Annotated in this window: 21 protein-coding genes and 1 tRNA gene; 9 read left to right on the top strand and 13 right to left on the bottom strand. The window is 70.9% G+C overall.

Annotated elements, in window-relative coordinates; translation table 11 throughout:
• Nucleotides 1-158 precede the first annotated feature (158 nt).
• Nucleotides 159-1,019 carry a restriction endonuclease gene (locus N3K63_RS12610; protein ID WP_261580525.1) on the top strand — a complete coding sequence of 287 codons (861 nt, stop codon included), beginning with the start codon at nucleotides 159-161 and terminating at the stop codon, nucleotides 1,017-1,019.
• A gap of 255 nt (nucleotides 1,020-1,274) precedes the next feature.
• Here N3K63_RS12610 and N3K63_RS12605 read toward each other — a convergent pair whose 3' ends face one another.
• A complete protein-coding gene (locus tag N3K63_RS12605; protein ID WP_261580524.1) occupies nucleotides 1,275-1,529 on the bottom strand; it encodes a hypothetical protein in 255 nt (84 codons plus the stop codon).
• A 459-nt stretch (nucleotides 1,530-1,988) separates the two neighbouring features.
• Here N3K63_RS12605 and N3K63_RS12600 point away from each other — a divergent pair, with 459 nt between their 5' ends.
• On the top strand, nucleotides 1,989-3,119 hold the full coding sequence (locus tag N3K63_RS12600) for a tyrosine-type recombinase/integrase (protein ID WP_449288829.1): 1,131 nt from the start codon (nucleotides 1,989-1,991) through the stop codon (nucleotides 3,117-3,119).
• A 205-nt stretch (nucleotides 3,120-3,324) separates the two neighbouring features.
• Here the strand turns inward: N3K63_RS12600 and N3K63_RS12595 are convergent.
• The 3 genes from N3K63_RS12595 to poxB all read right to left on the bottom strand — a co-directional run bounded on the left by N3K63_RS12595 (nucleotide 3,325) and on the right by poxB (nucleotide 6,186).
• Nucleotides 3,325-3,396 (bottom strand) — tRNA-Arg (locus N3K63_RS12595).
• Nucleotides 3,397-3,463: 67 nt separating this feature from the next.
• Nucleotides 3,464-4,420 carry an NAD(P)-dependent alcohol dehydrogenase gene (locus N3K63_RS12590; RefSeq protein ID WP_261580522.1) on the bottom strand — a complete coding sequence of 319 codons (957 nt, stop codon included), beginning with the start codon at nucleotides 4,418-4,420 and terminating at the stop codon, nucleotides 3,464-3,466.
• A gap of 35 nt (nucleotides 4,421-4,455) precedes the next feature.
• The gene (poxB, locus tag N3K63_RS12585; protein ID WP_261580521.1) at nucleotides 4,456-6,186 is read right to left on the bottom strand and encodes a ubiquinone-dependent pyruvate dehydrogenase; all 1,731 of its coding nucleotides are present in this window, start codon (nucleotides 6,184-6,186) and stop codon (nucleotides 4,456-4,458) included.
• Nucleotides 6,187-6,310: 124 nt separating this feature from the next.
• On the opposite strand from poxB, the gene N3K63_RS12580 reads away from it, so the two are divergent.
• Nucleotides 6,311-6,592, top strand: a complete 282-nt coding sequence (locus N3K63_RS12580; RefSeq protein WP_261580520.1) for a HesB/IscA family protein — start codon at nucleotides 6,311-6,313, stop codon at nucleotides 6,590-6,592.
• A 114-nt stretch (nucleotides 6,593-6,706) separates the two neighbouring features.
• On the opposite strand, the gene N3K63_RS12575 is transcribed toward N3K63_RS12580, so the two are convergent.
• From N3K63_RS12575 to N3K63_RS12550, 6 genes are all read right to left on the bottom strand, one after another.
• Complete coding sequence (locus N3K63_RS12575) at nucleotides 6,707-10,090, bottom strand: error-prone DNA polymerase (RefSeq protein WP_261580519.1); 3,384 nt, start codon at nucleotides 10,088-10,090, stop codon at nucleotides 6,707-6,709.
• Entirely contained in the window at nucleotides 10,090-11,670 is a 1,581-nt protein-coding gene (locus N3K63_RS12570) for a DNA polymerase Y family protein (RefSeq protein ID WP_390895184.1), read from the bottom strand. Before N3K63_RS12570 ends, N3K63_RS12575 begins: the two co-directional genes overlap by 1 nt.
• Nucleotide 11,671: 1 nt before the next feature.
• Nucleotides 11,672-12,349 carry a hypothetical protein gene (locus N3K63_RS12565; RefSeq protein WP_261580518.1) on the bottom strand — a complete coding sequence of 226 codons (678 nt, stop codon included), beginning with the start codon at nucleotides 12,347-12,349 and terminating at the stop codon, nucleotides 11,672-11,674.
• Nucleotides 12,350-12,479: 130 nt separating this feature from the next.
• Nucleotides 12,480-12,977 (bottom strand): HNH endonuclease, encoded by a 498-nt coding sequence (locus N3K63_RS12560; RefSeq protein WP_261580582.1) that lies wholly within the window; start codon nucleotides 12,975-12,977, stop codon nucleotides 12,480-12,482.
• A gap of 300 nt (nucleotides 12,978-13,277) precedes the next feature.
• A complete protein-coding gene (locus N3K63_RS12555; protein ID WP_261580517.1) occupies nucleotides 13,278-14,171 on the bottom strand; it encodes a M23 family metallopeptidase in 894 nt (297 codons plus the stop codon).
• Nucleotides 14,172-14,398: 227 nt separating this feature from the next.
• Nucleotides 14,399-15,106 carry a metal-dependent transcriptional regulator gene (locus tag N3K63_RS12550; protein ID WP_261580516.1) on the bottom strand — a complete coding sequence of 236 codons (708 nt, stop codon included), beginning with the start codon at nucleotides 15,104-15,106 and terminating at the stop codon, nucleotides 14,399-14,401.
• 99 nt (nucleotides 15,107-15,205) lie between these two features.
• Here N3K63_RS12550 and serC point away from each other — a divergent pair, with 99 nt between their 5' ends.
• Nucleotides 15,206-16,324 carry a phosphoserine transaminase gene (gene serC, locus N3K63_RS12545; protein ID WP_261580515.1) on the top strand — a complete coding sequence of 373 codons (1,119 nt, stop codon included), beginning with the start codon at nucleotides 15,206-15,208 and terminating at the stop codon, nucleotides 16,322-16,324.
• Between the two features lie 34 nt (nucleotides 16,325-16,358).
• Here the strand turns inward: serC and N3K63_RS12540 are convergent, their stop codons facing one another.
• Nucleotides 16,359-16,901 carry a DUF3027 domain-containing protein gene (locus N3K63_RS12540; RefSeq protein ID WP_261580514.1) on the bottom strand — a complete coding sequence of 181 codons (543 nt, stop codon included), beginning with the start codon at nucleotides 16,899-16,901 and terminating at the stop codon, nucleotides 16,359-16,361.
• Entirely contained in the window at nucleotides 16,885-17,265 is a 381-nt protein-coding gene (locus N3K63_RS12535) for a cold-shock protein (protein WP_261580513.1), read from the bottom strand. Before N3K63_RS12535 ends, N3K63_RS12540 begins: the two co-directional genes overlap by 17 nt.
• A gap of 126 nt (nucleotides 17,266-17,391) precedes the next feature.
• Here N3K63_RS12535 and N3K63_RS12530 point away from each other — a divergent pair, with 126 nt between their 5' ends.
• The 3 genes from N3K63_RS12530 (at nucleotide 17,392) to N3K63_RS12520 (ending at nucleotide 21,110) form a co-directional block, all read left to right on the top strand.
• Nucleotides 17,392-17,658, top strand: a complete 267-nt coding sequence (locus N3K63_RS12530; RefSeq protein WP_261580512.1) for a multidrug ABC transporter ATPase — start codon at nucleotides 17,392-17,394, stop codon at nucleotides 17,656-17,658.
• A gap of 3 nt (nucleotides 17,659-17,661) precedes the next feature.
• A complete protein-coding gene (locus N3K63_RS12525; protein WP_261580511.1) occupies nucleotides 17,662-19,386 on the top strand; it encodes a helicase-associated domain-containing protein in 1,725 nt (574 codons plus the stop codon).
• A gap of 80 nt (nucleotides 19,387-19,466) precedes the next feature.
• Nucleotides 19,467-21,110, top strand: a complete 1,644-nt coding sequence (locus tag N3K63_RS12520) for a DNA repair helicase XPB (protein ID WP_261580510.1) — start codon at nucleotides 19,467-19,469, stop codon at nucleotides 21,108-21,110.
• Nucleotides 21,111-21,161: 51 nt separating this feature from the next.
• Here N3K63_RS12520 and N3K63_RS12515 read toward each other — a convergent pair whose 3' ends face one another.
• Nucleotides 21,162-22,166, bottom strand: a complete 1,005-nt coding sequence (locus N3K63_RS12515; protein WP_261580509.1) for a CPBP family intramembrane glutamic endopeptidase — start codon at nucleotides 22,164-22,166, stop codon at nucleotides 21,162-21,164.
• Nucleotides 22,167-22,243: 77 nt separating this feature from the next.
• Here N3K63_RS12515 and N3K63_RS12510 point away from each other — a divergent pair, with 77 nt between their 5' ends.
• Nucleotides 22,244-22,936 carry a response regulator transcription factor gene (locus N3K63_RS12510; protein WP_261580508.1) on the top strand — a complete coding sequence of 231 codons (693 nt, stop codon included), beginning with the start codon at nucleotides 22,244-22,246 and terminating at the stop codon, nucleotides 22,934-22,936.
• A 97-nt stretch (nucleotides 22,937-23,033) separates the two neighbouring features.
• Nucleotides 23,034-24,704: a sensor histidine kinase gene (locus N3K63_RS12505; RefSeq protein ID WP_261580507.1), complete on the top strand. Its 1,671-nt coding sequence runs from the start codon at nucleotides 23,034-23,036 to the stop codon at nucleotides 24,702-24,704.
• Nucleotides 24,705-24,846 lie beyond the last annotated feature (142 nt).

The following is a 24,846-nucleotide window of genomic DNA, read 5'->3' as shown; positions in this document are numbered from 1 at the left end:
CGGTAAGATCCGCCCCGCCACGGTCAACGTATCCTCGGGAAACTCTGTCCTCCTCGACGTAATCCGCAATGTCGGCCGAGCAGGAATCGCAAAGCCTCGAGTTTGGACCAGAAGACGTAAGGAGCTTGACGTTGTCGATACCTAAGTGGCATGAGTTCATGGCGCCGGTGCTGCGCGCCATGAGCGACGGGGCAACCCGTGATCGCAGTGAGATCACGGAGGCCGCCGCGGATGAGGTTGCCCTGACGGAAGCTGAACGTGAAGTCACGCTGACGACCGGGCAGCCGATGTACGCGAACCGCGTCGGGTGGGCGATCTCACACCTGACCAAGGCTGGGGCGTTGCTCCGCCCCGAGCGCGGGAGATACGTCATCGGCGAACAAGGCCAGATGCTCCTGACCCAGCGCCCAGCGGTGACCCGCGCCGACGTCGAAGCCGTCACGGGGTATCGTCGGTCGCGCCCCGCCGCGCAACCATCGGCAGACCTGGCGGAAGACGTCGAATCCCTGGATCCTGCCGAACTGATTGATCAGGGGATCAAGCAGATTCAGGCAGAGGTTGCCGCCGAGCTTCTCACTCGTCTCATGGCGAAGTCGCCGACATTCTTCGAACAGACCGTAGTTGACCTCCTCGTCGCGATGGGTTACGGCGGTGCGGAGGGACAGGCGCGCGTGACGTCCGCGTCGAATGACGGCGGCATCGACGGAGTCATTGATCAGGACACCCTTGGGCTCAGTCGCGTCTACGTTCAGGCCAAGAGATACTCGCCCGACAACGCTGTCAACAGACCGGAAGTTCAGGGCTTCGTCGGCGCGCTGAGCGGCAAAGCCGACGGCGGAGTGTTCATCACGACGGGACGCTTCAGCCCTGGCGCTCGACAGTATGCGGACGCTGTACCAACGCGAATCATCCTGATTGATGGCGAGCGTCTCACCTCGCTGATGATCCGATTCGGAATCGGCGTGCAGACCAGGCAAACGGTGCAGATCGTCGAGATCGACGAGGACTTCTTCGAATAGCCGTGCCGTCCGTCTTCACATGGATGGACGCGTCGAGCCTAGAGCAGCGCCGCAAGCGCGACATCATGCGCCTCTTCGCTGAGCGCGAGGGTCGTGACGGGTCGACCTCGGCCGGATCCGGGACCCGATCGCGGACTGCTCTTCCCCGGCACGTCAGCATGGCTGACGCGTGCCCGCGGTATGTGCTTCGTGCCGTCGGCGTATCGGACGGCCGCACCGCGCCCGCCGCGACCGCTCGACGCCCCCAGCAGCCCGTCACAGATGCCGTGGGACCACGTCCTCACCAAACACCGCTACGAACTGTTCGACGAGCGCAAATGCCATCGCCTCGTCGAATTGCATCGACTGACTGCCCTTCGGACGAGACTGTCGCTGAGTCGACCCAAAGGCGCTGATGTGAAGGAGCTTCTCGTCGTCCAGGCCGCGGAGCTCTTGCACGAAACACTCGACCTCCGACTGGTGCAGCCGGACGTCCTGATGCCCAGCCGTAACCGACACGATTCGCGCCATGGTGATCCCCCTTAGGTCGGCATGGGGCGGGAAACCACGGTGATCCTGCGGCTATTGCAGTAGAACGGATTCAGTCGAATGTCCAAGAGTGTCATCCGACCGCCGCCGTCGCGGTGACGCCACAACGCCGCTGCGGATCCGAAGAAGCGACGCGCGACCAAGGTCAGCTTTCCTCCGACATGCGGCCACTCAGCGACCGGGCGTGACGCAATTCTCGTCGTCGAACGGCTGTTAAGCGAGGCGCGCCAGCGCGGAGTCTGCAAGGAGTGAGCGGCGAGAACGGAGGCGCGGCCGATTGCTACACTCTCGGCGTCGGAGGGAGGCGCCCTCAACTCAACGGCAATTGACGACGTCTTCCGCCATCTATCCACATCCGTCGTCCGCCGCGTTGACGGCATCCGATCAGTGTCCGACACTGGGCCGATGCTGGCCGTCGAGCCAGCACGAACGGAGGTCAAGGTGGGCACCATCACCTCATACGAGACCGCGAAGGGCCGCCGTTACCGCGTGCGCTATTACAAGCCGGATCGCTCGGAGACGCAGAAGCGCGGCTTCACCACCATGCGCGAAGCGCAGCTCTACCTCTCCATGGTCACGGTGTCGAAGTCGAAAGGCGAGTACATCGATCCCGCGGCGTCGCGGGTGCCGGTCCGGATGTTCGCCGACAGCTGGCTGCGGTCCAAGCAGCCGCCGATGTCGAAGCCCTCGTACTACATGACGCTCGAGCGCGCGTGGAAGAACCACGTCGCTCCGGTATGGGCTGACCGAGAGATCTGGTCGATCCGGCGCTCGGAAGTCCAGGATTGGGTATCCGAGCTCGCCACGGAGAAGTCGCGCACTGTCGTCGTTCGCGCTCTGGGAGTCCTGGCCGGCATCCTCGATGTCGCCATCGATGATCGTCGCCTCACGAACAATCCGGCCCGCCATGTCCGGAATCTCCCTCGGAACGGGCCCGGCAAACGCCGCGTCTACCTCACGCATGATCAGGTGGCGACGCTGGCGGCATGCTCGGCGCATCCGACGCTCGTTCTGACGCTGGCGTACACCGGCCTGCGCTGGGGCGAGGCGACCGCGCTGCGAGTACGCGCCGTGAACCGACTGCGCCGACGCTTCGTCATCGAGGAGAACGCAGTGATGATCGGCTACGAAATCCACGTCGGCACGCCCAAGACGCACAAGAAGCGCTCGGTCCCTTACCCAGAGCGCCTCGCGCCGATGATCGAGCAGGCGTGCGCAGGGAAGGGTCTGGAAGGGCTGCTCTTCGGCGACGGCGTCAACCACATGCGCAACTCGGGTGCGCAGGGATGGTTCGCTAACGCCGTGAAGCGCGCGCATGCTGTCGATCCATCGATCCCGCGACTCACTCCGCACGATCTCCGTCATACCGCTGCGTCCCTCGCGATCAGCTCCGGCGCCAACGTGAAGGCCGTGCAGCGGATGCTCGGGCACGCGTCGGCGGCGATGACGCTCGACACCTATGCCGACCTCTTCGACGACGATCTGGATGCCGTCGCGGCGCGCCTGAACGACGCGATGCCGCTTGTGGCGCTCCCCGCGGGGCCGCAGACCCGCTACCGCCGCCCACACTGACCGCCGAGAGCAGAGTGCTCACTTTCTCGCCCGCAGCGAGACGCTCGAAATGCCCGTTATCGGCTCTCTGAGAAGCCGAATGAAGGCCTCTGAAGACTCCAGTTCACCACGCAGCATTCGAGAATGCGGCCAGAAAGCGGCCAAAAAGGCAATCCTGAGATTGGTTGAAAGAAGGAAAACCCTGGTCAAAGGCAATAAGCAAAAGTGCCCCTGGAGGGATTCGAACCCCCGACCCGCTCCTTAGGACGGAGTGGCTCTTCCACTGAGCTACAGAGGCTGGCCTTCCGATTCTAAACGCCCGCCCCGAACGCCCGACCCGCGCGTCCGACGATCCGGCGACCCGCTCAGTCGCGCACCCGCACGACGACCTTGCCGAGCGCACGTCCCTCGCCGTGGAGAGTGAGCGCCTCGGCGACCTGCGCGAGCGGGTAGACCCGATCGATCACGACGGTCACCGCGCCGGAGGCGACGGCATCCGCGACGGGCGCGAAGTGCGCGGGCCCCTCGCGCACGGCCATCACGCCCAGTCGCCTCCCGCTCGCCCAGCCGACCAGCGCACCGAGGGTCAGCATCCGCAGCAGGGTGCGCGTCGTGCCGCCGACGACCAGGGCGCGGCCGCCCGGGGCCAGCGCGCGGCGATAGGCGAACACCGACCGGTGCGCGACGAGGTCGACCACCAGGTCATAGGGGCCGGTGCGCGTGAAGTCGGTCTGCCGGTAGTCGATGACCTCGGCTGCCCCGAGCCCCCGCATGAAGGCGAGCTTGCTCGCGTTGTCGACGGCGGTGAGGTGCACGCCGGCCGCCGCGGCCAGCGGAATCGCGAACACCCCGGCGCCGCCGCCGGCGCCGTTGAGCAGCATCCGCTCCCCCGGCTGCGCCCGCGCCACCGTCTGCGCGGCGATCGCTCCCGACTGCGGGATGGTCGATGCCTGCTCGAAGGTCAGCGTCTCGGGCTTGCGGGCCAGCACCCCTTCGGGCGCGACGGCATACTCGGCGAACCCGCCCTTGCGGGCCAGGTTGTCGCCGTAGACCTCATCGCCGACCCGCCAGCGGGTGACCCCGGCGCCGACGGCGGCCACGACCCCGGCGATGTCAGACCCCAGAATCCTGCGGCGCGGCCGCAGCGGTGCGCCGATGCGCGAATAGGCCGGCGACCCGTGCAGCGTCTCCCAGTCGCTGAGGTTCAGCGACGTGGCGAGCACCTCGACGAGCACCTCGCCGGGGCCGGGGTCGGGCGTGGGCAGCTCCATGTGCCGCAGCCGGTCGACGCCGCCGTACCGGTCATAGACCACAGCTCTCATGCGCCCAGTGTGGCCTACCCGGGGCTCTCACCGCGTCAGTGGAAGATGCGCCGCCACAGGTTGGTGTCGGCGAGGTCGAGCAGCTCGTCGCCGCGCCCCGACAGCACGGTGCGCAGCGCCCACAGCGTGAAGCCCTTCGCCTGCGCGGCGGTGATCGCCGGCGGCATCGACAGCTCCTGACGCGCCGTGACGACGTCGACCAGCACCGGGCCGTCGGTCGCGAGCGCGCGTTCCAGGGCGGGGCGCAGGTCGCCCGGCTGCTCGACGCGGACGCCGGTGATGCCGACCGCTTCGGCCACCGCCGCGAAGCTCGGGTTGTCGAGCTCGGTGCCGAAGTTCACGATGCCGGCCGCCTTCATCTCCACCTCGACGAAGTTGAGCGACGAGTTGTTGAACACGACGATCTTCACGGGCAGGTCGTTCTGGCGGATCGACAGCAGATCGCCCATCAGCATCGCCAGCCCGCCGTCGCCGGCCAGCGCGATGACCTGCCGCGACCGGTCGTCGGCCTGCGCGCCCAGCGCCTGCGGCATCGCGTTGGCCATCGAGCCGTGCAGGAACGACCCCAGCAGCCGGCGCCCGCCCCCGAGGGTCAGGTAGCGTGCGGCCCAGATCACGGGGCTGCCCACATCGGCGGTGAAGACGGCGTCGCCTGTGGCCAGCTCGTCGAGCAGACGCGCGACGTACTGCGGGTGGATCGGGGCATCGCCGTCGTCGACGGCGAGCGCGTCGAGCCCCTTCCGGGTCTTGCGGTAGTGCTCGACGCTGTCGGTCACGTGGGCGTCGTCGCGGCCCTCGGCGATCAGCGGCAGCAGGGCCGCCGCGGTCTCTTTCACCCCGCCGACCATGCCGAGATCGATGGGTGTGCGACGACCGAGCTGCTCGCCGCGGATGTCGACCTGCACGATCTTCGCCTTGTCGGGGTAGAACTGCCGATACGGGAAGTCGGTGCCGAGCATGAGCAGCGCATCGCAGTGCTCCATCGCGCGATAGCCGGATGCGAAGCCGAGCAGCCCCGTCATGCCGACGTCGTACGGGTTGTCGCCCTCCATGTGCTCCTTGCCGCGCAGCGCATGCACGATCGGCGCCTGCAGACGCTCGGCGAGCGCGATCACTTCGTCGCGCGCACCCGCGACACCCGCCCCCGCGAGGATCGTCACACGCCGCGCCTGGTTGAGCAGGGCGGCTGCCTCGGCCAGCGTCTCGGGCGCGGGAACGGTCGACGACACCGTGGCGCGGATGGGCGCCGACGCCCGACGGCCGGGGGCCGGCGCGAAGAACACGTCGCCGGGCACCACGACCACAGCGACCCCCCGCTTCTCGACGGCGGTGCGCATGGCGATCTCGAGCACCCACGGCAGCTGCGCCGGGTCGCTCACCATCTCGCAGTAGACGCTGCACTCGCGGAACAGCTCCTGCGGGTGGGTCTCCTGGAAGTAGGCGCTGCCGATCTCCTCCGACGGGATGTGCGAGGCGATCGCCAGCACCGGCACGCGCGTGCGGTTGGCATCGAACAGCCCGTTGATGAAGTGCAGGTTGCCGGGACCGCACGAGCCGGCGACCACGGCCAGCTCGCCGGTGAGCTCGGCATCCGCCCCCGCTGCGAACGCCGCCGCCTCTTCGTGACGCATGTGCATCCACCGGATGTCGCCGTCTCGGCGCAGCGCGTCGGTGAAGGCGTTGAGCGAGTCGCCCGGCAGGCCCCACACGCGGGTCACCCCGGCGGCCTTGAGCGTGTCGATGAAGAACTCTGCGACGTTGGCCATGCCGTCCACGCTACGCCCACCCCGAACCTTGGCGTTCGGTGTGAGTCGAGGCCTCAGGTTGCGTGTGCCGCCGATTCTCGGAATCGTGGCCGGTCCGCACGCAATCCACGGAAGGGGAGCACCCATGCTCACACTCACCGAGAACGCCGCCACCGCCGTGAAGGACCTCGCGGCTCAGCTTCCGACCGATACCGGAGGCATCCGCATCAGCGAAGCCGTCGAGCCCGGCGCCGGCTACGCCGTCAGCCTCGCCACGGCCCCGCAGCCCGACGATGTCGTGGTCGAGAACTCCGGAGCCCGCGTCTTCGTCGACCCGGTCGCCACCGTGCAGCTCGACGATCGCGTGCTCGACGCCCGCGTCGCCGACGACGGATCGATCGGCTTCGCCCTCGCCCAGCAGCGCTGAGCCACCGCACGACTTCCGCGACGCCCCGGGACCTGTTCCCGGGGCGTCGCGGCATGTGCGGGCGGGTCGCCGACGCGGCCCGCGCGCGGGCGGTCGGGTCAGCGGCCGGTCGGGTCAGCGGAAGTCGCGCGAGCGATGCTGCACCCCCACCCGCAGGTCGTCGAACCGGTCGGCGAGCACGTTGGTCACCCCCTCCGGCGAACGTTCCAGGATGCCGCGGGCGATGAGCGCCGGACTGTCGCGCAGCACCCGGCGATACCTGTTCCACACCCCCACCGAGCAGATGACGTTCACCAGGCCGTGCTCGTCTTCCAGGTTGAGGAACGTGACCCCGGATGCCGTCGCCGGCCGCTGCCGGTGCGTCACCAGACCCGCCACCTCGATGCGCCGCCCCGTCTCGTGAGCGCGCAGCTCGCGTGAGGTGAGCACCCCCCGGGCATCCAGCTGGGCCCGGTAGTGGGTGAGCGGGTGGTCGTCGGCGGAGATCCCCGTGGCCCACAGGTCGGCGGCGAGGATGTCGTAGCTGGACTGGTCGGGGAACAGCGGCGGCTGCACCGACACCAGCGTGCCCGGCAGGAACTCGGCGCGGTCCTGCGCGGCATCCCCCGCCAGCCACATGCCCTCGCGTCGGCTGATTCCCATGCTCTCGAACGCCCCCGCCGTCGCCAGCGCCTCGACCTGCGCGGCCGTCGCCCCGGTGCGCCGCACCAGGTCGCGGAGGTCGTGGAAGGGCCCCTCGGCGGTGCGACTGGCGACGATCCGCTCGGCCAGCGGCGTGCCGATGCCGGTGACCGACGCCAGGCCCAGCCGCACCGCGAACGCCCCGTCGCGGCGGTGCGCCGCCGACTCGTCGGGCGCGTCGGCGTCGAAGCCCGGCACCGGGGGCTGATGCCGGTGCGTGCAGGTGTCGCGGCCGGTGGCCGCCGTCACCCCCTCCTGCTCCGGCTCGAGCACGGCATCGGCGCCCGAGGCGTGCAGGTCGGGGCGCAGCACGCTCACCCCGTGCCGGCGGGCATCGGCCGAGAGCGAGGCGGGCGAGTAGAACCCCATCGGCTGGGCGCGCAGCAGCGCGGCGAGGAACGCGGCCGGATAGTGCAGCTTCAACCACGACGACGCGTAGACGAGCAGCCCGAACGACAGCGAGTGGCTCTCGGCGAACCCGAAGTTCGCGAACGCCTGGATCTTCGTATAGATGTCGTCGGCGGCCTCCCCCACCAGACCGTTGCGCGCCATGCCGTCATAGAGTTTCTGCCGCAGCGAGTCGATCCGCTCGATGCCGCGCTTGGATCCCATCGCGCGCCGCAACACATCGGCATCCTCACCGGTGAGGTCGCCGATGGCCATGCCCATCTGCATGAGCTGCTCTTGGAACACCGGGATGCCCAGGGTGCGCTCCAGCACCGGCCGCAGCTTCTCGTGGGCATAGGTCACCTCTTCGCGACCGAGCTTGCGCCGCACATAGGGGTGCACGGCGCCACCCTGGATGGGGCCCGGCCGGATGAGGGCGATCTCGATCACCAGGTCGTAGAACCGCCGCGGCTGCAACCGCGGCAGCAGCCCCATCTGCGCCCGCGACTCGACCTGGAACACCCCGATCGAATCGGCCCGGCACAGCATGTCGTAGACCCCCTGCTCCTCTTTGGGCAGGGTCGCCAGCTCCCACCTCTCCCCCGTGGCCTCGGCGATCATGTCGAAGCAGTACTGCAGGGCCGCGAGCATCCCGAGCCCCAGCAGGTCGAACTTGACGAGCCCCATCCAGGCGGCGTCGTCTTTGTCCCACTGGATGACGGTGCGATCCTCCATGCGCGCGTGCTCGATGGGCACGACCTCCCCCACGGGCCGGTCGGTGAGCACCATGCCGCCCGAATGGATGCCGAGATGCCGGGGCGCCTTCATCAGCTCGCGCGCATAGGCGAGCACCCGGTCGGGGATGTCGGTGTCGACCGTCTCGTAGACGCCGTCCCACCGGTCGACCTGCTTCGACCAGGCATCCTGCTGCCCCGGCGAATGCCCCAGCGCCTTGGCCATGTCGCGCACCGCGTTCTTGGGCCGGTACTGGATGACGTTGGCCACCTGGGCGGCGCGGTCACGGCCGTACTGCGCGTACACCCACTGGATGATCTCCTCGCGCCGGTCGGAGTCGAAATCGACGTCGATGTCGGGCTCTTCCTCGCGCATCGCCGAGAGGAACCGTTCGAACGGCAGCCGGTAGAAGATCGAGTCGACGGCGGTGATGTCGAGCAGATAGCAGACGGCGCTGTTGGCCGCCGACCCACGCCCCTGGCAGAGGATGCCGCGCCGCCGCGCCTCTTGCACGATGCCGTGCACGATGAGGAAGTAGCCGGGGAAGTCCTTCTGCTCGATCACGGCGAGCTCCCGCTCGATGCGGGCCCGGTCGTCGGGGGCGAGGTCGGGGTAACGGCGCGGCACCGCCTCCCACACCAGGTGCCGCAGCCACGACATCGGCGTGTGCCCCTCCGGCACGGCCGTCTTGGGCAGCGCGGGCTTTGCCCGCCGCAACGGGAAGGCCAGTTCGTCGGCGAGCGTCACCGACCGGGCCACCGCGCCCGGATAGCGGCGGAAGCGGCGGCTCATCTCGGCACCCGAACGCAGATGCGCGCCGGCGTGCGCGGGCAGCCAGCCGTCGAGCTCGTCGAGGCCGCGGCCTGCGCGCACCGCGGCCACCGCCGCCGCCAGGTGCACGCGATCCGGCACCGCATAGTGCACGTTGCCGGTGGCCACCACCGGCAGCCCGCGCTCGGCGGCGAGGCGGGCGAGCACATCGTTGTCGCGGGTGTCGGTGGGGTTGCCATGGTCGATCAGCTCGACGGTCACCGCACCCGCCCCGAACCGCGCCACCAGCCCGTCGAGCGCACGGGCGGCGCCGCCGGGCCCCGCGGCGGCGAGCCCCTGGCGCACGGCACCCTTGCGGCAGCCGGTGAGGATCGCCCACTGGTCGCCGGCCTGATCGGCGAGCGTGTCGAGGTCGTAGACCGGGCGCCCCTTCTGCTCCCCCGACAGCTGCGCGTGGGTGAGCGCGGCCGCCAGCCGGTGATACCCCTCTTCGCCACGGGCGAGCACCAGCAGGTGCGAGCCGACCGGGTCGGCCTCGCCGTTCTGCGGCCCCGGCAGCCCCAACGACAGCTCGGCACCGAACACCGTCTTCACCTGCAGCTGTTCGGCGGCCTCGGCGAAGCGCACGATGCCGTAGAACCCGTCGTGGTCGGTCACCGCCAGCGCGTGCAGCCCCAGCCGCTCGGCCTCTTCAGCGAGCTCGGCAGGGCTGGAGGCGCCGTCGAGGAACGAGAACGAGGAATGCGCGTGCAGCTCGGCGTAGGGCACCGGGTTGTCGGGCCGCTCGATGGGCGGCCGCACGTACTTTCCGCGTTTGCGCGAGAAGGCCGGACCGTCACCGCCGTCGGGCTCTTTGCCGGGCGGCTTGCCGCTGAGCAGCTTCTCCATCTGCCCCCAGGTCACCGAGGGGTTGTTGAAGCCCATCAGTCATACCTCCCCTCGGCATGCCAGACGCCCTCTTCGCACACCAGCAGCCACGCGGTCTGCTGGGCGTCGACCACCTGAAAGCGGTGCGCGCGACGGGCGCGCGACGGGTCCCACCCGCGTTCGATCACCGGCCACGGCCCGGCCCAGCCGTCGACCCGGCGGGGACGGCCGTCGACGATCAGCGCCTGCGGCGCCGCGGTCGGCTCGCCGCGATCGTCCACGGCGACCATGTCGCCGTCGGCGTCGACTACCGCCACCGGCAGCGCCGTGGCGAACACGGTGGCCGGCAGCGGGTCGGGGAGGCTCCCCGGCCAGGGCTGGGCGGGGTCGCGTGCGGCCACCGGGCGGTCGCCCCACGGCACCAGCACCTGCCGTTCGGCCAGCCAGCGCCCGCCCCCGACCACCGGGGTGAGCACCTCGCGGTGGCCGAGCATCGCCTGCACGCGCGAGAGCGCATGGTGCACGCGTTCCTCCGGCCCCGAGCCGAACAGGGCCCGCACGTGATGGGACGCGTCGTCGAGCTGCTCGGGCTCGATGCGCACCCGCTCCACCGCGCTGCGCACCGCCCGTTCGGCCAGCTGCCAGCGCACCCGGTCGACGACCCCCGACGCGTCGAAGGCCCCCGGATGCAGCCACACCCGCGAGCTCTGCTCGCCGCGCTCCCCGGTGACGACCACCCGCAGCGCGGTGCAGACCAGGTCGGCCGCGCCGAGCCCGGCGATGAACTCCTCGGCGGCCACCCTCATGCCGAAGGCCACCTGCTCGGCCAGCTCGAGCGGCGGCTCGAACGACATCTCGCGGTGCAGCTCGGCCGGTGGGGTGCGCGGGGTCACCGGCGCCGCATCGCCCCCCGAGGCCAGGGCGTGCAGGCGCAGCCCGCGCGGGCCGAAGCGCTCGCTCATCCGCTCCGGCGGCAGCGCCGCGACCTGACCGAGGGTGTGCAGCCCCAACCGGGCGAACAGGTCGACCGACGGGTCGTCGAGCACCGCGACCGACAGCGGGGCGAGGAAGGCGGGGGTCTCCCCCGGCGACACGATGCGCAGCGGGTCGCCGGCGCGGGTGCCGATGCGGGCGGCCTGCTCGGCCGCGAACGGACCGTCGGCCACCCCGGCCCGCACATCCAGGCCGTCGTCGGCCAGGGCGCCGGCCAGCGCCGTGGCGGCCGCCGCCTCGCCCCCGTAGTAGCGGGCGGGACCGCGGGCGCGCAGCACGCACAGCCCCGGCTCGCGCAGCTGCACCCCCGGGGCCAGCTCCTCGAGCCGTGCGATGAGGGGCGCGAACACCCGATGGTCGCGCACCGCATCGGCATCCGCCACGATCAGCTGCGGGCAGCGTGCCTGAGCGTCGCGGCGCCGCTGCCCGGGACGCACCCCCTCGTCGCGCGCTGCCGCCGAGCACGCCACGACGGCGCCCTTCGCGAAGACCGCGATGGGCGCGGCCGGGTCGGGCGGGTCTTCGCCGTCACGGGTGAGGGCGACCACCGGCCAGTCGGGCACCCACACCACGAGGCTGCGGATCGAAGCGCCGGGGATCGGGGCGCCGGATGTCGGCGCGCCGGGGATCGGGGAGCCGGCCACGTCAGCTCACCGCCCGCATGCGCGGCCGGTCGCCCACGGCCACGTCGCTCTCGACCGTCGCGGCCACCTCGCCGCCGGCCGAGGGCAGCAGCACCCGCGTGCGCCGCGGCACCGGAAAGCGCCGGCTCGACACGGTCACCGTGATCTCCCGCTCGGCGAGGATGCCGTACCCGTCGCCGAGCCCCGACCACTGCGGCGCGTCGACGTCGAGCATCGCCTCGGTCTGCGGCCACGGCCCCTGCACGAGCAGCACCGACCCCCGTTCGCGCATGCGTGCCGCCAGCCGCGAGATCTCGGCATCCTTGGCGCGGGTGGGAGGACGCACCGCCACCACCGGCAGCACATCTGCCAGGGTGGCCGTCACCGCGAGCCACCGCGCCCCGGGCTCGGGCACGACCACCAGGCGGGAGAGGTCGACCCCCGCGTGCGCGGCCGCCTCGGCGCCGAGCCCCGGCATCCCCACCACGGCACACCACGAGCCCGCCTGCGACGGTGCGGCCAGCAGCGCGAACAGCAGCGACATCGACGGCCCGAGCGCGTAGCTCGATCCGGTGCGCAACCCCCGACCGGGCAGCAGCCCCGCCAGGGCGGGATGGGTCGGCAGCACCGGCGTATCGAGCCGCCGCCCCTGCAGCTGCTCGACGCGGGCGCGCAGTTCTGCGACAGCAGTGTTGCCCACGAACGACCTCACTCCGACCTTCACCGTGACAGATTAGAACATCTGTACGACGCCTTCAAGGCGTGCGTGTCGAAGATACGCTCGACTTCCGACATCGGCGGAAGCCGGGCGCGAGAAGGTCAGCGGTCGCTCAGGCGGCCATCCCGAGATACGGCTCCCACGACGGCTCGCTGCGCTCGGTGCCCCGCACCGTCCAGTGCGCGCCGTGCGGCGGCTGCGGCAGGAAGCGGAGCTCCCAGTTCATCTCCTGCGGGGTGCGATCGCCCTTGACGTTGTTGCACCGCAGGCAGCAGGCCACGAGGTTCTCCCACGAGTCGGCGCCCCCACGCGAGCGCGGCAGCACGTGGTCAATCGTGCTGGCCGCCTTCCCGCAGTAGCCGCAGTGGTGGGCGTCGCGGCGCAGCACCCCGCGGCGGGTCACCGGCACCCGACGCGCGCCCGGCACGCGCACATAGCGCGTCAGCAGGATCACGGCGGGTCGATCGTGTCTGCCCCGCGTGCCCCAGACGGGGTCGCCGTCGACACGTTCGACGACGGTGGCCTTGTCGTTCATCACGAGCACCAGGGCCCGCTTGAACGACACGATGGCCAAGGGTTCATATCCTGCGTTCAGCACCAGAGTGCGCATGAGATTCCTCTCGAACTGCCGTGACGGCTTCAGCGGTTGTCCGACTGCGGCGCTGCGCGTGACGAGCGGGCGCGGGCACGAAAAAAGGCGCTGTCGAAATGACAGCGCCTTCACATCCACGGCCGAAGCCGCGGGTGTCGTGCACACGATGCCGAAGGACATGACGGCCTAGCGCATCCAGGGTTCGAATGCGGGGTCGTGCGTCCATCTGCTCCCCCTCAGCTCATGCGAGCGTCGGGATCAGAGTAACCCAGCCGGAACCGACCGGGGCGCAACGCGTGAGGAAACGGATGCCGCGCGTCACCGCGCGTTGGCCTGCAGCCACGACTCGGCGTTGGTCCAGGCGCCGTTCACGTAGATCTCGAGGTGCAGGTGCGTGCCGAAGGCGCGACCGGTGTCGCTGACCTGGCCGAGCAGCTGACCGGCGTGCACCGTGTCGCCCACCTGCACCTGACGGCTGCCGTAGAGCATGTGCGCGTAGAGCGAGGTGACGCTCGTACCGCCGATGTTGTGGGCGATCTTCACGTAGACGCCCCAGCCCGGGCCGCTCTCGGTGGAGGCCACCACGACGCCGTCGGCGATCGAGTAGATCGGGGTGCCACGGTCGGCCATGTAGTCGGTGCCCTTGTGGCCGGCGTAGGGGGTGCCGAAGTTGTTGAACGAGGTGAGCGGGCGCACGACCTCGCCGGAGGCGGCGATCGACTGGGCGATCGTGCCGGCGAAGGAAGAGGACGACGACGACGACGCGCTGCGCGCGGCGACGCGGGCGGCCAGCGCGGCCTTTGCGGCCTCTTCGGCCTTGACCTTGGCGATCTCTTCGGGCGTGGTGGCGCTGTAGCCGCCGCGGTCGAAGGCGGCCGGCGAGGCCTCGGAGGCCACGACGAGCGACTGCGCGTTGTCGGCAGCGACCTGCTGGATCGTCACGGCCTCGGCGGTGTCGGTCTTGGTCGCGGCGAACGCCGGGATCGCGACGGTGGCCACGAGACCGGCCACGGCGGCGACGGTGAAGAAGCTGCGCACGTGGTGCGCGGCACCGCGGGTGGGGCGGGCGGGCGACGTGGTCGCGGGCGCCTTCGCGGCAGGACGGCGGGCGGGCGAGCGCTGTGCCGAGGGACGCTGGGCGCGGTCTCGCCGAGTGGGGGCCGTCGTCGACGTTTCGGGTGCGTCTTCGGACGGGTCGTACTTTTCAGCCAATAGTTCCTCCGGCGCCTCCGCGCCCGAGGGCACTGGTTCGTCGGCACTATGTGTGTCGCGTGCGCGGACGCAGGCGTAGGGCTTCACCGCACGAACGACGAACCGGAGAGGCAATTCGGGTGGCGGTCCTGTGGCGGGCTTCTCGCCGACGGACTCTCAGAGGCTACCGGAAGGTAACGAATAAGTCACGTAACGGCCCCCTGCAGGGCATCTCTTTGCGCGGATCCTCAGTTTTCGACGCGCGCATCGACGACGAAGATGTGGGATGCCACCTCCACGGGCAGCTCCAGTCCCTCGTCGTGACCGTCCATCTGGGCCAGCACATAACCCTCGCTGAACTGGAAGGTTCCGGGCGCTCCGGGGAGCACGCCCGCGCCCCGCAGCTGGCCGAGCAGCTCGGGGTCGACCTGCACCGGCTCGGCGAGGCGGCGCACCGTCGCGCTGACGGCGCCGTCGAGCGTGCCCAGCAGCCGCACCAGGCCGACCACGCCCTCGTCGAACGTGCGCGCCGGGGCATCGCCCAGCTGGTCGAGGCCCGGGATCGGGTTGCCGTACGGCGACTCGGTGGGGTGGTCGAGCAGCTCGATCAGGCGGCGTTCGACGTGCTCGCTCATCACGTGCTCCCACCGGCAGGCCTCGTCGTGCACGTAGGCCCAGTCGAGCCCGATCACGTCGCTGAGCAGGCGCTCGGCCAGACGGTGCTTGCGCATGACGTCGACAGCCTTCTGCCGTCCGGCATCCGTCAGTTCGAGGGAGCGGTCTTCGGAGACCACGATCAGTCCGTCGCGCTCCATGCGGCCGACGGTCTGCGACACGGTGGGCCCGGAGTGGCCGAGCCGCTCGGAGATGCGGGCGCGCAGGGGCACGATGCCCTCTTCCTCGAGTTCGAGGACGGTGCGCAGGTACATCTCGGTGGTGTCGATCAGATCGGTCATGTGAGGCCTCGATACGGGGTGTCGGAAAGCAAAGCCAGCCTATCCTTTGTGACGGCTGCGATGCCCGGAGAGGTGCGGGGTCACCCCTACAATCGGGGCATGGCCCACGTCACGCTGCCTCGCGAGATCCTGCCCACCGACGGACGCTTCGGCTGCGGCCCGTCCAAGATCCGCGCCGAGCAGATCGCCTCGCTCGCCGGGCCCGGTTCGGTGCTGATGGGAACCTCGCACCGCCAGGCGCCCATCAAGAACCTCGTCGGCCAGGTGCGCGCCGGACTGTCCGACCTGCTGCGCCTGCCCGACGGCTACGAGATCATCGCCGGCAACGGCGGGTCGACCGCGTTCTGGGATGCCGCGGCGTTCGGCCTCATCGAGAACCGCGCCCAGGCGATCGTGTTCGGCGAGTTCGGCGGCAAGTTCGCCGCCGCCGCCAAGACCCCGTGGCTGGAAGCCCCCGACGTGCGCAAGGCCGACCCGGGCTCGCGCACCACCGCCGAGCCCGTCGAGGGCGTCGACGTGTACGGCTGGCCCCACAACGAGACCTCCACCGGCGTGTTCGCCCCGGTCACCCGCGTGGCCGGCGACGAGGGCGCGCTCACGATCATCGACGCCACGAGCGCGGCGGGCGGCATCAACTTCGCCGTCTCGCAGTGCGACGTCTACTACTTCGCCCCCCAGAAGAACCTCGGCTCCGACGGCGGCCTGTGGTTCGCGGCGGTCTCGCCGGCGGCCATCGAGCGCATCGAGCGCATCGCGGCATCCGGCCGGTACATCCCCGAGTTCCTGAGCCTGAAGAACGCGCTCGACAACTCGCGTCTGAACCAGACGCTCAACACCCCCGCCGTGGCCACCCTGCACCTGCTCGACAAGCAGCTGGAGTGGATCAACGGCAACGGCGGCCTCGGCTGGGCGTCGGCGCGCACCCGCGAGTCGTCGGGCGTGCTGTACGACTGGGCCGAGTCGGTCGCCTACGCGACCCCGTTCGTCACCGACCCCGAGCACCGTTCGCCCGTGGTCGCGACGATCGACTTCGACGACACCGTCGACGCGGCCGCCGTCGCGGCGAGCCTGCGCGGCAACGGCATCGTCGACACCGAGCCCTACCGCAAGCTCGGCCGCAACCAGCTGCGCGTGGCCACGTTCGTCTCGATCGAGCCCGACGACGTGCGTCAGCTCGTCAAGTGCATCGAGTTCATCATCGACGGCCTGAAGGGCTGATCCCGCCGATCAGCGCGACGACGGCACCGCTGGGTCAGACGGTGTCGTCGTCCTCGTCGGAGTCGTCGTCCTCCGTGTCGTCGAGTTCGTCGATGTCGACGCCGTCGAGGTCGCCGGCGTGGAGGATCGGCGAGCCGTCCTCGTCGAAGTCGTCGGCGTCCACGTCGTCGAGATCGCTCAGCTCGTCGTCGTCCTCGTCGTCGTCATCCTCGTCGTCGCCTGAGTCGTCGACATCCGCGGTCTCGGCGAGCGCGGCCTGCGCGGCCTGGTAGTCGGCCAGGCGCACGGCCCACGGCACCCAGTCGGGGGCGACGAGCGCGCCCTCACCGGGGAGCAGTTCGACTTCGAGCACGGTGGGCTCGGCGTCTTCGACGACGGCGACACTCACCGTCCAGAACCAGCCGGGGTAGGCGGCCAGACGGTTGTGGAAGCGCAGCGACACGACGCCGCCCTCTTCGACGGTGTGGCCGGCGACATCGCCGACCGTCGCGTCGGGCGTGATCTCACGCAGCGCGGCGCGCGCGAGGTCGTGGGCGTTGAGCAGCCGCTCGTCGACCGGCTCAGGCGTCGAGGTCATCGGCAACCTTGCGCAGGATCGCCGCGATCTTCTTCGCCTGCGCACCCTTGGGGTAGTTGTTGCGCCGCAGGTCGCCGCCGATGCCGTCGAGCAGCTTCACGAGGTCTTCGACGACGATCGCCATGTCCTCGGCCTTCATGCGGTTGCGCTGGGCGAGGCTCACGGGAGCCTCGAGCACGCGCACCGACAGGGCCTGCGGGCCCTTGCGGCCGTCGGCGACACCGAACTCCACCCGCGCGCCGGGCTTGACGACCGCGCCGGCGGGGAGGGCGGAGGCGTGCAGGAACACGTCCTGACCGTCTTCGGCGGTGATGAAACCGAAGCCCTTCGCCTCGTCGTAGTACCTGACCTTGCCGCTGGGCATTGCTGAACCTCGCTGGAGTACGCCCGCGACCGGCGGGCAGAGTGGAACCGGGGCCCGTCGGCCCCACCTCAACACTAGGGCACCACCAACCCGGAGACCCCGCCCCGACGCACTAGGCTGGGACGGATGAGCACACCGTCCTCCGGCCAAGACCTCCCGGTCCGCCGCATCGACCGCATCCTGGCGTTCATGTCGCTGGGACTGCTCGTGCTGTCCATCGCCGCGTTCCTGGCGATCATGATCGGCTCGTCGTCCGGCGCCGACATGAAGTCGGGCGCATGGCCCACCGTGGGCGTGGTCGTCTACTTCGCCCCGCTGCTGGCCTTCGCGCTGCTGCTGACGGTGCTGATCATGACCTTCATCCGAAAGGCTCGGGCCGGCCGAGGCCGCTGAGTCGTGGCAGCTTCGGACGCACGCGCTCTGGCCGAACAGCTGGCGGCTTCCGACGACGACGCGCTGACGTCGCTGCTGGCCGTGCGCCGCGTGCCGGCGAGCGTCTCGTGGGCCGACTTCTTCGACGTGGCCGAGGGCCTCCTCGACCCGACGACCCTCACCCGCTTCCTCACCGGCCTGAGTGCCGCGGATGCCGATGCTCTCGCATCCGCCGCCCGCACCGGCGCGCCGGTCGCCGAGGAGGTGCGTGCCCGCCTGACCGCCGCGGCGCTCGTCGACGCCGACGGTCACCCCTACGCCCCCGTCGCCGATGCCCTCGCCGCCCTGCCCCGCACCGCGGTCGCGGACGCTGCCGCCGTCGGCGCCGCGGAGCGCGAGAGCGACGCGCACGCGGCCGAGCGGGCGTTCGCCGCATCGGCCTCGCTCGCCGACATCCTGCAGACCGCGCTCACCGCACCCCCGGCCCGCATCGGCTCGGGCGCGCTGGGCGCCGCCGACCGCCGCCGCCTCGTCGAGAGCGGCGCCGCCGACGACGCCGACGCGGCCGACGACCTTCTCGGCATCGCCGAGGCGGCTGGGCTCGTCGCCGCCGCCGAGCGTCTGTGGCTGGTCACGCCCGCCGGGCGCGACTGGCTCGCCGCCGGCACGCTCGAGCGCTGGCACGTCGTGGCCCGCCACCTGCGCGAGGCCCTTCCGCCCGCGCTGCGCACGCCCGACGGCGGCTGGGTCGCCGCGGCCGACTGGCCGGGCGTGCACCCGTTCGACGCGGCCTGGCCCGCCCAGGCCGCGCGCCTGCGACGGCTGCTGCGGCGCTGGGCGATGCTCGATGCCACGGGCACCCCGGCCGCGTTCGCCGCGCCGCTGGCGGCCGGCGCCGACGCCGACACCGAGGCCCTCGGCGCCCTGCTGCCGCCCGAGGTCGACCGCGTCTTCTTGCAGAACGATCTCACCGCGATCGCGCCCGGTCCGCTGCAGCCGACCCTCGATCTGCGGCTGCGCACGATGGCCCGGCGCGAATCGCGCGCCCAGGCCTCGAGCTACCGGTTCACCTCCGAGACCCTCAATGCCGCCCTCACCGCCGGCGAGACGGCCGATTCGCTGCGCGACTTCCTGCAGTCGCTCTCCCTCACCGGCCTGCCGCAGCCCCTCGCCTACGAGATCGAGCGCACCGCCGCCCGGCACGGCGCCGTGCGCGTCGCGCCCGACCCGGTGCTCGGCACCCGCGTGACCAGTACGGATGCCGATCTGCTGCGCACCATCGCCGTCGACCAGGCGCTGCGGCCGCTGGGTCTGCGCTTCGACGACGACGCGGACGGTGCGGCGCTGCTCTCGCGCGCCAGCAGCGAGACGACCTTCTGGATGCTGGCCGACGCACGCTATCCGGTGATCGCCCTCGACGCCGCCGGCGAGCGGGTCACCCTCGACCGCCACCGGCTGGCCAGCGCCCTCGATGCCGCGGGCCGCCCCGACCATTCCGCGCTGCTGGCACGCCTGCGCGCCGCGCAGCAGCGCGACTCGGGCGCCGGCTGGCTCAGCCGCGAGCTCGAACTCGCCGTGCGCGCCCGCTCGACCATCGTCGTCGCGGTGCGCCTGCCCGACGGGTCGGAGCGGGAGTTCACCGTCGAGGCGGCGGGCCTGGGCGGCGGGCGCCTGCGCGGCCTCGACCGCGCCGCCGACGTCGAGCGCACCCTGCCGGTGACCAGCATCACCGGCATCCGCCCCGCCTGACACCCGCGCGAACGCCCGACCGCTCCGCCGGCCACCCGTCCGGGCCGCCGGTCACCGCAGCACAGGTAAACTGGTCCGTTATGGCTGACGGCCCCCTCATCGTGCAGAGCGATCGCACCGTGCTCCTGGAAGTGGCGCACCCCGACGCGGAGAACGCGCGCCACGAGCTCGCGATCTTCGCCGAGCTCGAGCGCGCCCCCGAGCACATCCACACCTACCGCATCACCCGGCTGGGACTGTGGAACGCCCGCGCAGCGGGGCATCAGGCCGATGACATGCTCGCCACCCTCGACCGCTGGTCGCGCTTCCCGGTGCCGCCGTCGGTGTCGCTCGACATCCGCGAGACGGTGGGCCGCTACGGGCGCCTGGTGATCGAGCGCGACGCCGAGGAGCGCCTGATCCTGCGCGGATCCGACCCGGCCGTGCTCGCCGAGGTCGCCCGCAACAAGCGCATCCAGCCGCTGCTGGTGGGCCGCCCCTCCCCCGACACCCACGAGATCGACGCGTGGGCGCGCGGGCACATCAAGCAGGAGCTGCTGAAGATCGGCTGGCCCGCCGAAGACCTCGCCGGCTACACCCCCGGCACCCCGCACGAGATCGACCTCGCCGAAGACGGCTGGACGCTGCGCCCCTACCAGCGGCAGGCGGTCGACATCTTCACGCAAGGCGGGTCGGGCGTCGTGGTTCTCCCCTGCGGCGCCGGCAAGACCCTCGTCGGCGCGGCCGCGATGGCCGACACCAAGACGACGACGCTCATCCTGGTGACCAACACCGTCTCGGCCCGGCAGTGGCGCGACGAGCTGCTCAAGCGCACCTCCCTCACCCCCGAGGAGATCGGCGAGTACTCCGGCCAGGTCAAAGAGGTCAAGCCGGTCACGATCGCGACCTACCAGATCCTCACCGCCAAGCGGCAGGGCAACTACGCCCACCTGGCGCTGCTGGATGCCCTGGACTGGGGGCTCATCGTCTACGACGAGGTGCACCTGCTCCCCGCCCCGGTGTTCAAGCTCACCGCCGACCTGCAGGCCCGCCGCCGCCTCGGCCTCACCGCGACCCTCGTGCGCGAAGACGGCCGCGAGGGCGACGTGTTCAGCCTCATCGGCCCCAAGCGGTTCGACGCACCGTGGAAGGAGATCGAAGCGCAGGGCTTCATCTCACCGGCCGTCTGCTACGAGGTGCGCGTCGACCTGCCGGCATCCGACCGGTTGGAGTACGCCGCGGCCGCCGACGACGAGCGCTACCGACTGGCGGCCACCGCGCACGCCAAGATCGGCGTCGTCCGCGACCTCGTCGAGCGGCACGCCGGCGAGCAGATCCTGGTGATCGGGCAGTACCTCGACCAGATCGACGTGCTCGCCGACGCCCTCGGCGCCCCGAAGATCACCGGTGCGACCCCCGTCGACGAGCGCGAGCAGCTGTTCGGCGCATTCCGCAGCGGTGAGCTCAGCGTGCTGGTCGTCTCGAAGGTCGCCAACTTCTCGATCGACCTGCCCGAGGCCTCCGTGGCCATCCAGGTGTCGGGGTCGTTCGGCTCCCGCCAGGAGGAGGCCCAGCGCCTCGGCCGCCTGCTGCGCCCGAAGACCAACGGGCACACCGCCAGCTTCTACACCCTCATCGCCCGCGACACCGTCGACCAGGACTTCGCGCAGAACCGTCAGCGCTTCCTCGCCGAGCAGGGCTACAGCTACACGATTCTTGACGCGGAAGGGATCAATGCCGCATAGCGGCGTTGATCCCTTGCGGGACAAGGTTGAGCGAGCGCAGCGAGCCGAAACCTACGGGGTCGAGGCGCTCCCCGCCGGAACCGCCACGGGCACCTGAGGCGCCACCGGCACCACCGGCGCGGTCAGCACGAGCGTGCGCGGCAGCGGGCGGCGGCGCAGCAGAACCTCCACGAGCGCGGCGAAGCCGACGGTGATCACGAACGAGAACACGAAGCTGGCCACCCCGGGCGCGCTCTCGTTGACGTCCGACAGTCCCATCAGCGCCAGCAGGAACGCCGACAGGTTGTTCACGACGTGCAGGGCGATGGCCGCCTCCAGCCCGCCGGTGCGCCAGGTGAGCCAGCCCGCCACGACGGCGAACAGTCCGACGGCGGCCTGACCGAGCGGGTCGTAGAGGTGACCGAGCACGAACAGCGGCACCGGCAGCAGGATCGCGAACAGCGGATGCCGCAGCCACCGGCCGATCGCCTGCTGCAGGTACCCGCGAAAGACGTACTCCTCGGCGGCGGCCTGCAGCGGCACCACCAGCACGATGACGGCCAGGCTCGCCCACAGCGCCGGGTTCTGCGACGGCGGCACCACGCCGGCGCCCGTCGCGTCGGCATCCGAAGGCAGGAGGAACGTGGCGACGGTGAGCACGGTGGCCAGCACGGCCGCCAGCGCCGTGCACTGCAGCATCCAGCCCCACCGCAGCCGTCCGGCCGCCGACGAGACGAGTCCCACGCGGGCCCCGTTGACGATGCGCGAGGCGATGACGTAGGCCGGGAGCATCAGCACGATCGTGCCGAGCAGCAGCAGCATCGACAGCGGGTCGGTGAGGTCGAACGCGGCCGTCTCGGTGATGGACATCATCCAGCCGGCGGCGCCGGGCACGAGCAGCGAGGCGACGATGACGACGGCCACGACGATCAGCAGCATCACGGCGTACAGGGCCACGCCGAGCAGTCCGGTCAGCAGCGGCGTCCACCAGGCGCTGCGGCGGCGGGCGAACACGAGGCGGTGGAAGGCGAGCCCCGGAGAGGTGGCGTCGGCGGGCAGGGCGCGGGTCGGCGTCATGGTCCCATCCTCGCAGTGGTGGGCCCACGCCCGCCGATATCCAGCGGACACATGGCATCCGGTGCCAGTATGAACCTATGACTGCACCGCGCATCCTCGTTGTGGACGACGAGCCGAACATCCGAGACCTCTTGGTGACGAGCCTGAAGTTCGCGGGATTCCAGGTGCGCGCCGTGGCCAACGGTGCGCAGACCATCTCGGCCGTGCTCGAGGAGGAACCCGACCTCATCATCCTCGACGTCATGCTGCCCGACATGAACGGCTTCAGTGTGACCAAGCGCCTCCGCGGCGCCGGCTACACCGCGCCGATCCTCTTCCTCACCGCCAAAGACGAGATCGAGGACAAGATCGAGGGCCTCAACGCCGGCGGCGACGACTACGTCACCAAGCCCTTCTCCCTCGATGAGATCGTCGCGCGCATCCAGGCCATCCTGCGCCGCACGATGCAGTCCGACGAGGAGTCGACGATCAAGGCCGGCGAGCTGACGATGGACCAGGACACCCACGACGTCATCGTCGGCGATGTGCCCATCGACCTGTCGCCCACCGAGTTCAAGCTGCTGCGCTACCTGATGCTCAACCCCAACCGGGTGCTGAGCAAGGCGCAGATCCTCGATCACGTCTGGGAGTACGACTTCAACGGCGACGCGGGCATCGTCGAGAGCTACATCTCCTACCTGCGCCGCAAGATCGATCCGCACTCCAGCGAGCCGCTGATCCAGACCAAGCGCGGCTTCGGCTACATGCTCAAGACGGCCAAGTCCGCCTGACCGGGCGAGAGGGCCGCTCCTGACCGCACCGCGTCGCAAGACCGACCGTGTCACCTCGTGGTGGCGCGGCATCAGCCTGCGCGCGAAGATCACCGGGGTGACCGTCGGCGTGCTCGCGGTGGGCCTGGTCGCGGCGGGCGTGGGCACCATGGTGTTCCTGCGCAACGCGCAGATCCAGGCGCTCGACGACTACCTCATGCAGCTGGCCCCCACCGATGTGGCGAGCACCCTCATGACGGTGACGGTCACCGACGGCGTGCCGCAGTTCCGTGCCGACGAGTCGGCTCCGGCCACGCAGTACCTCGTGGCCGTCTACGGGCCCGACGGGCAGTTCCTCGGATCGGCCGGGGGCAGCGGGGTCTCGGAACCCGACTTCCCCGACAGCTTCACCCTCGAGAAGACCTACATGCGGCTGGGCGAGCCGTTCACCCTTCCCGCCGCCGAGGGCGGGGCGACGTTCCACGTCGGCGTCGACTTCCTGCCGCCCATCGACGGGGTCGTCGACAACCAGTACACGCAGATGGTGGCGCTGCCGCTGACCTCGGTCAACCAGACCGTCGCGACCTACATCGGCATCTACACGGTTCTGGCCCTGCTCACCATCCTCGGCGGGGCGCTGCTCACCCGCGGCGCGGTGACCCTCGCCTTCCGCAGCCTCGGGCAGGTCGAGCGCACCGCCATGTCGATCGCGGCGGGCGATTTCAGCCAGCGCATGGGCGAGAACTCCCCCACCACCGAGGTGGGGCGGCTCACCCACGCCATTAACGCGATGCTCGACCGCGTCGATCAAGCGCTCGCCCAGCGCGACGCCACCGTGCAGCAGATGCGACGCTTCATCGGCGATGCCAGCCACGAGCTGCGCACTCCCCTGGTCACCGTGCGCGGCTACGCCGAGCTCTACCGCATGGGCGCCATCTCGGGCGACGAGCAGACCGCGCAGTCGATGGAGCGCATCGAGAAAGAGGCGGTGCGGATGGGCGCGCTGGTCGAAGACCTGCTAGCCCTGGCCCGCCTCGACGAGCGTCGCGATATCGCCATCACCGAGATCGATCTGCGCCCGATCGGCCGCGACGCGGCGATGGACATGGGGGTGACCGCGCCCGATCGCACCGTCCGGTTCGTGGACGAGAGCATCGCCCGCCCGCTGGCGACCATCACCGCCTCGCAGCCGGTGACCGGCACCGCCAAGACCGGGCGCCGGCGTCCCGCGACGGCGGGGCTGGCCGGGGCGACCCGCTCGCTGCTGCGCCGCCGCCCCCGCACCGGCGACGGCGCCGGCGAGGGCGCGGCCGACACCGCCGGCACCGAGACCGGCCCGCTCACGATGCCGCTGCGGTGGGCGCCCATCGTGCTCGGCGACGAGCACCGCATCCGTCAGGTCGTCGCGAACCTCCTCGCCAACGCGCGCCGCTACACCCCCGAGGGCTCGCCGATCGAGATCACCGTCGGCGTCGACGAGACCGGCGGCATGGGCTGGATCGCGATCGTCGACCACGGCGAGGGCATCCCGGCGCAGATCCGCGACAAGATCTTCCAGCGCTTCTGGCGCGCCGACAACTCCCGCACCCGCGAGACCGGCGGATCGGGACTGGGGCTGTCGATCGTCGCGTCGATCGTCGACGCCCTGCACGGGTCGATCGAGGTCGTCGAGACCCCCGGCGGCGGCGCGACCTTCCGCGTCGCGTTCCCGCTGGCGCGCACCCGCGACCCGCAGGAGCACCTGTCGATCGCGACGCAGCCGCTCCCCCGGCTCCGCCCCGGCAGCTGAGCCCCGGGGCTCTTGAGCCCTGAGCGACCGGGCACCGGGGCTCTGAGAGGCCGGGCTCTGCGCGGCGGGGCGGGCGCCCGTGGCAGCTTCCTCACCATTCCGCCGCGGGCACGATCGCTCCCCCGATGCGTCGGGCCGCGCC

It is taken from the genome of Microbacterium festucae, assembly GCF_025421715.1.
Taxonomy (GTDB): domain Bacteria; phylum Actinomycetota; class Actinomycetes; order Actinomycetales; family Microbacteriaceae; genus Microbacterium; species Microbacterium festucae.
The sequence above is the reverse complement of the archived record's forward strand: the minus strand, read 5'-3'. Positions and strand labels throughout refer to the sequence as shown.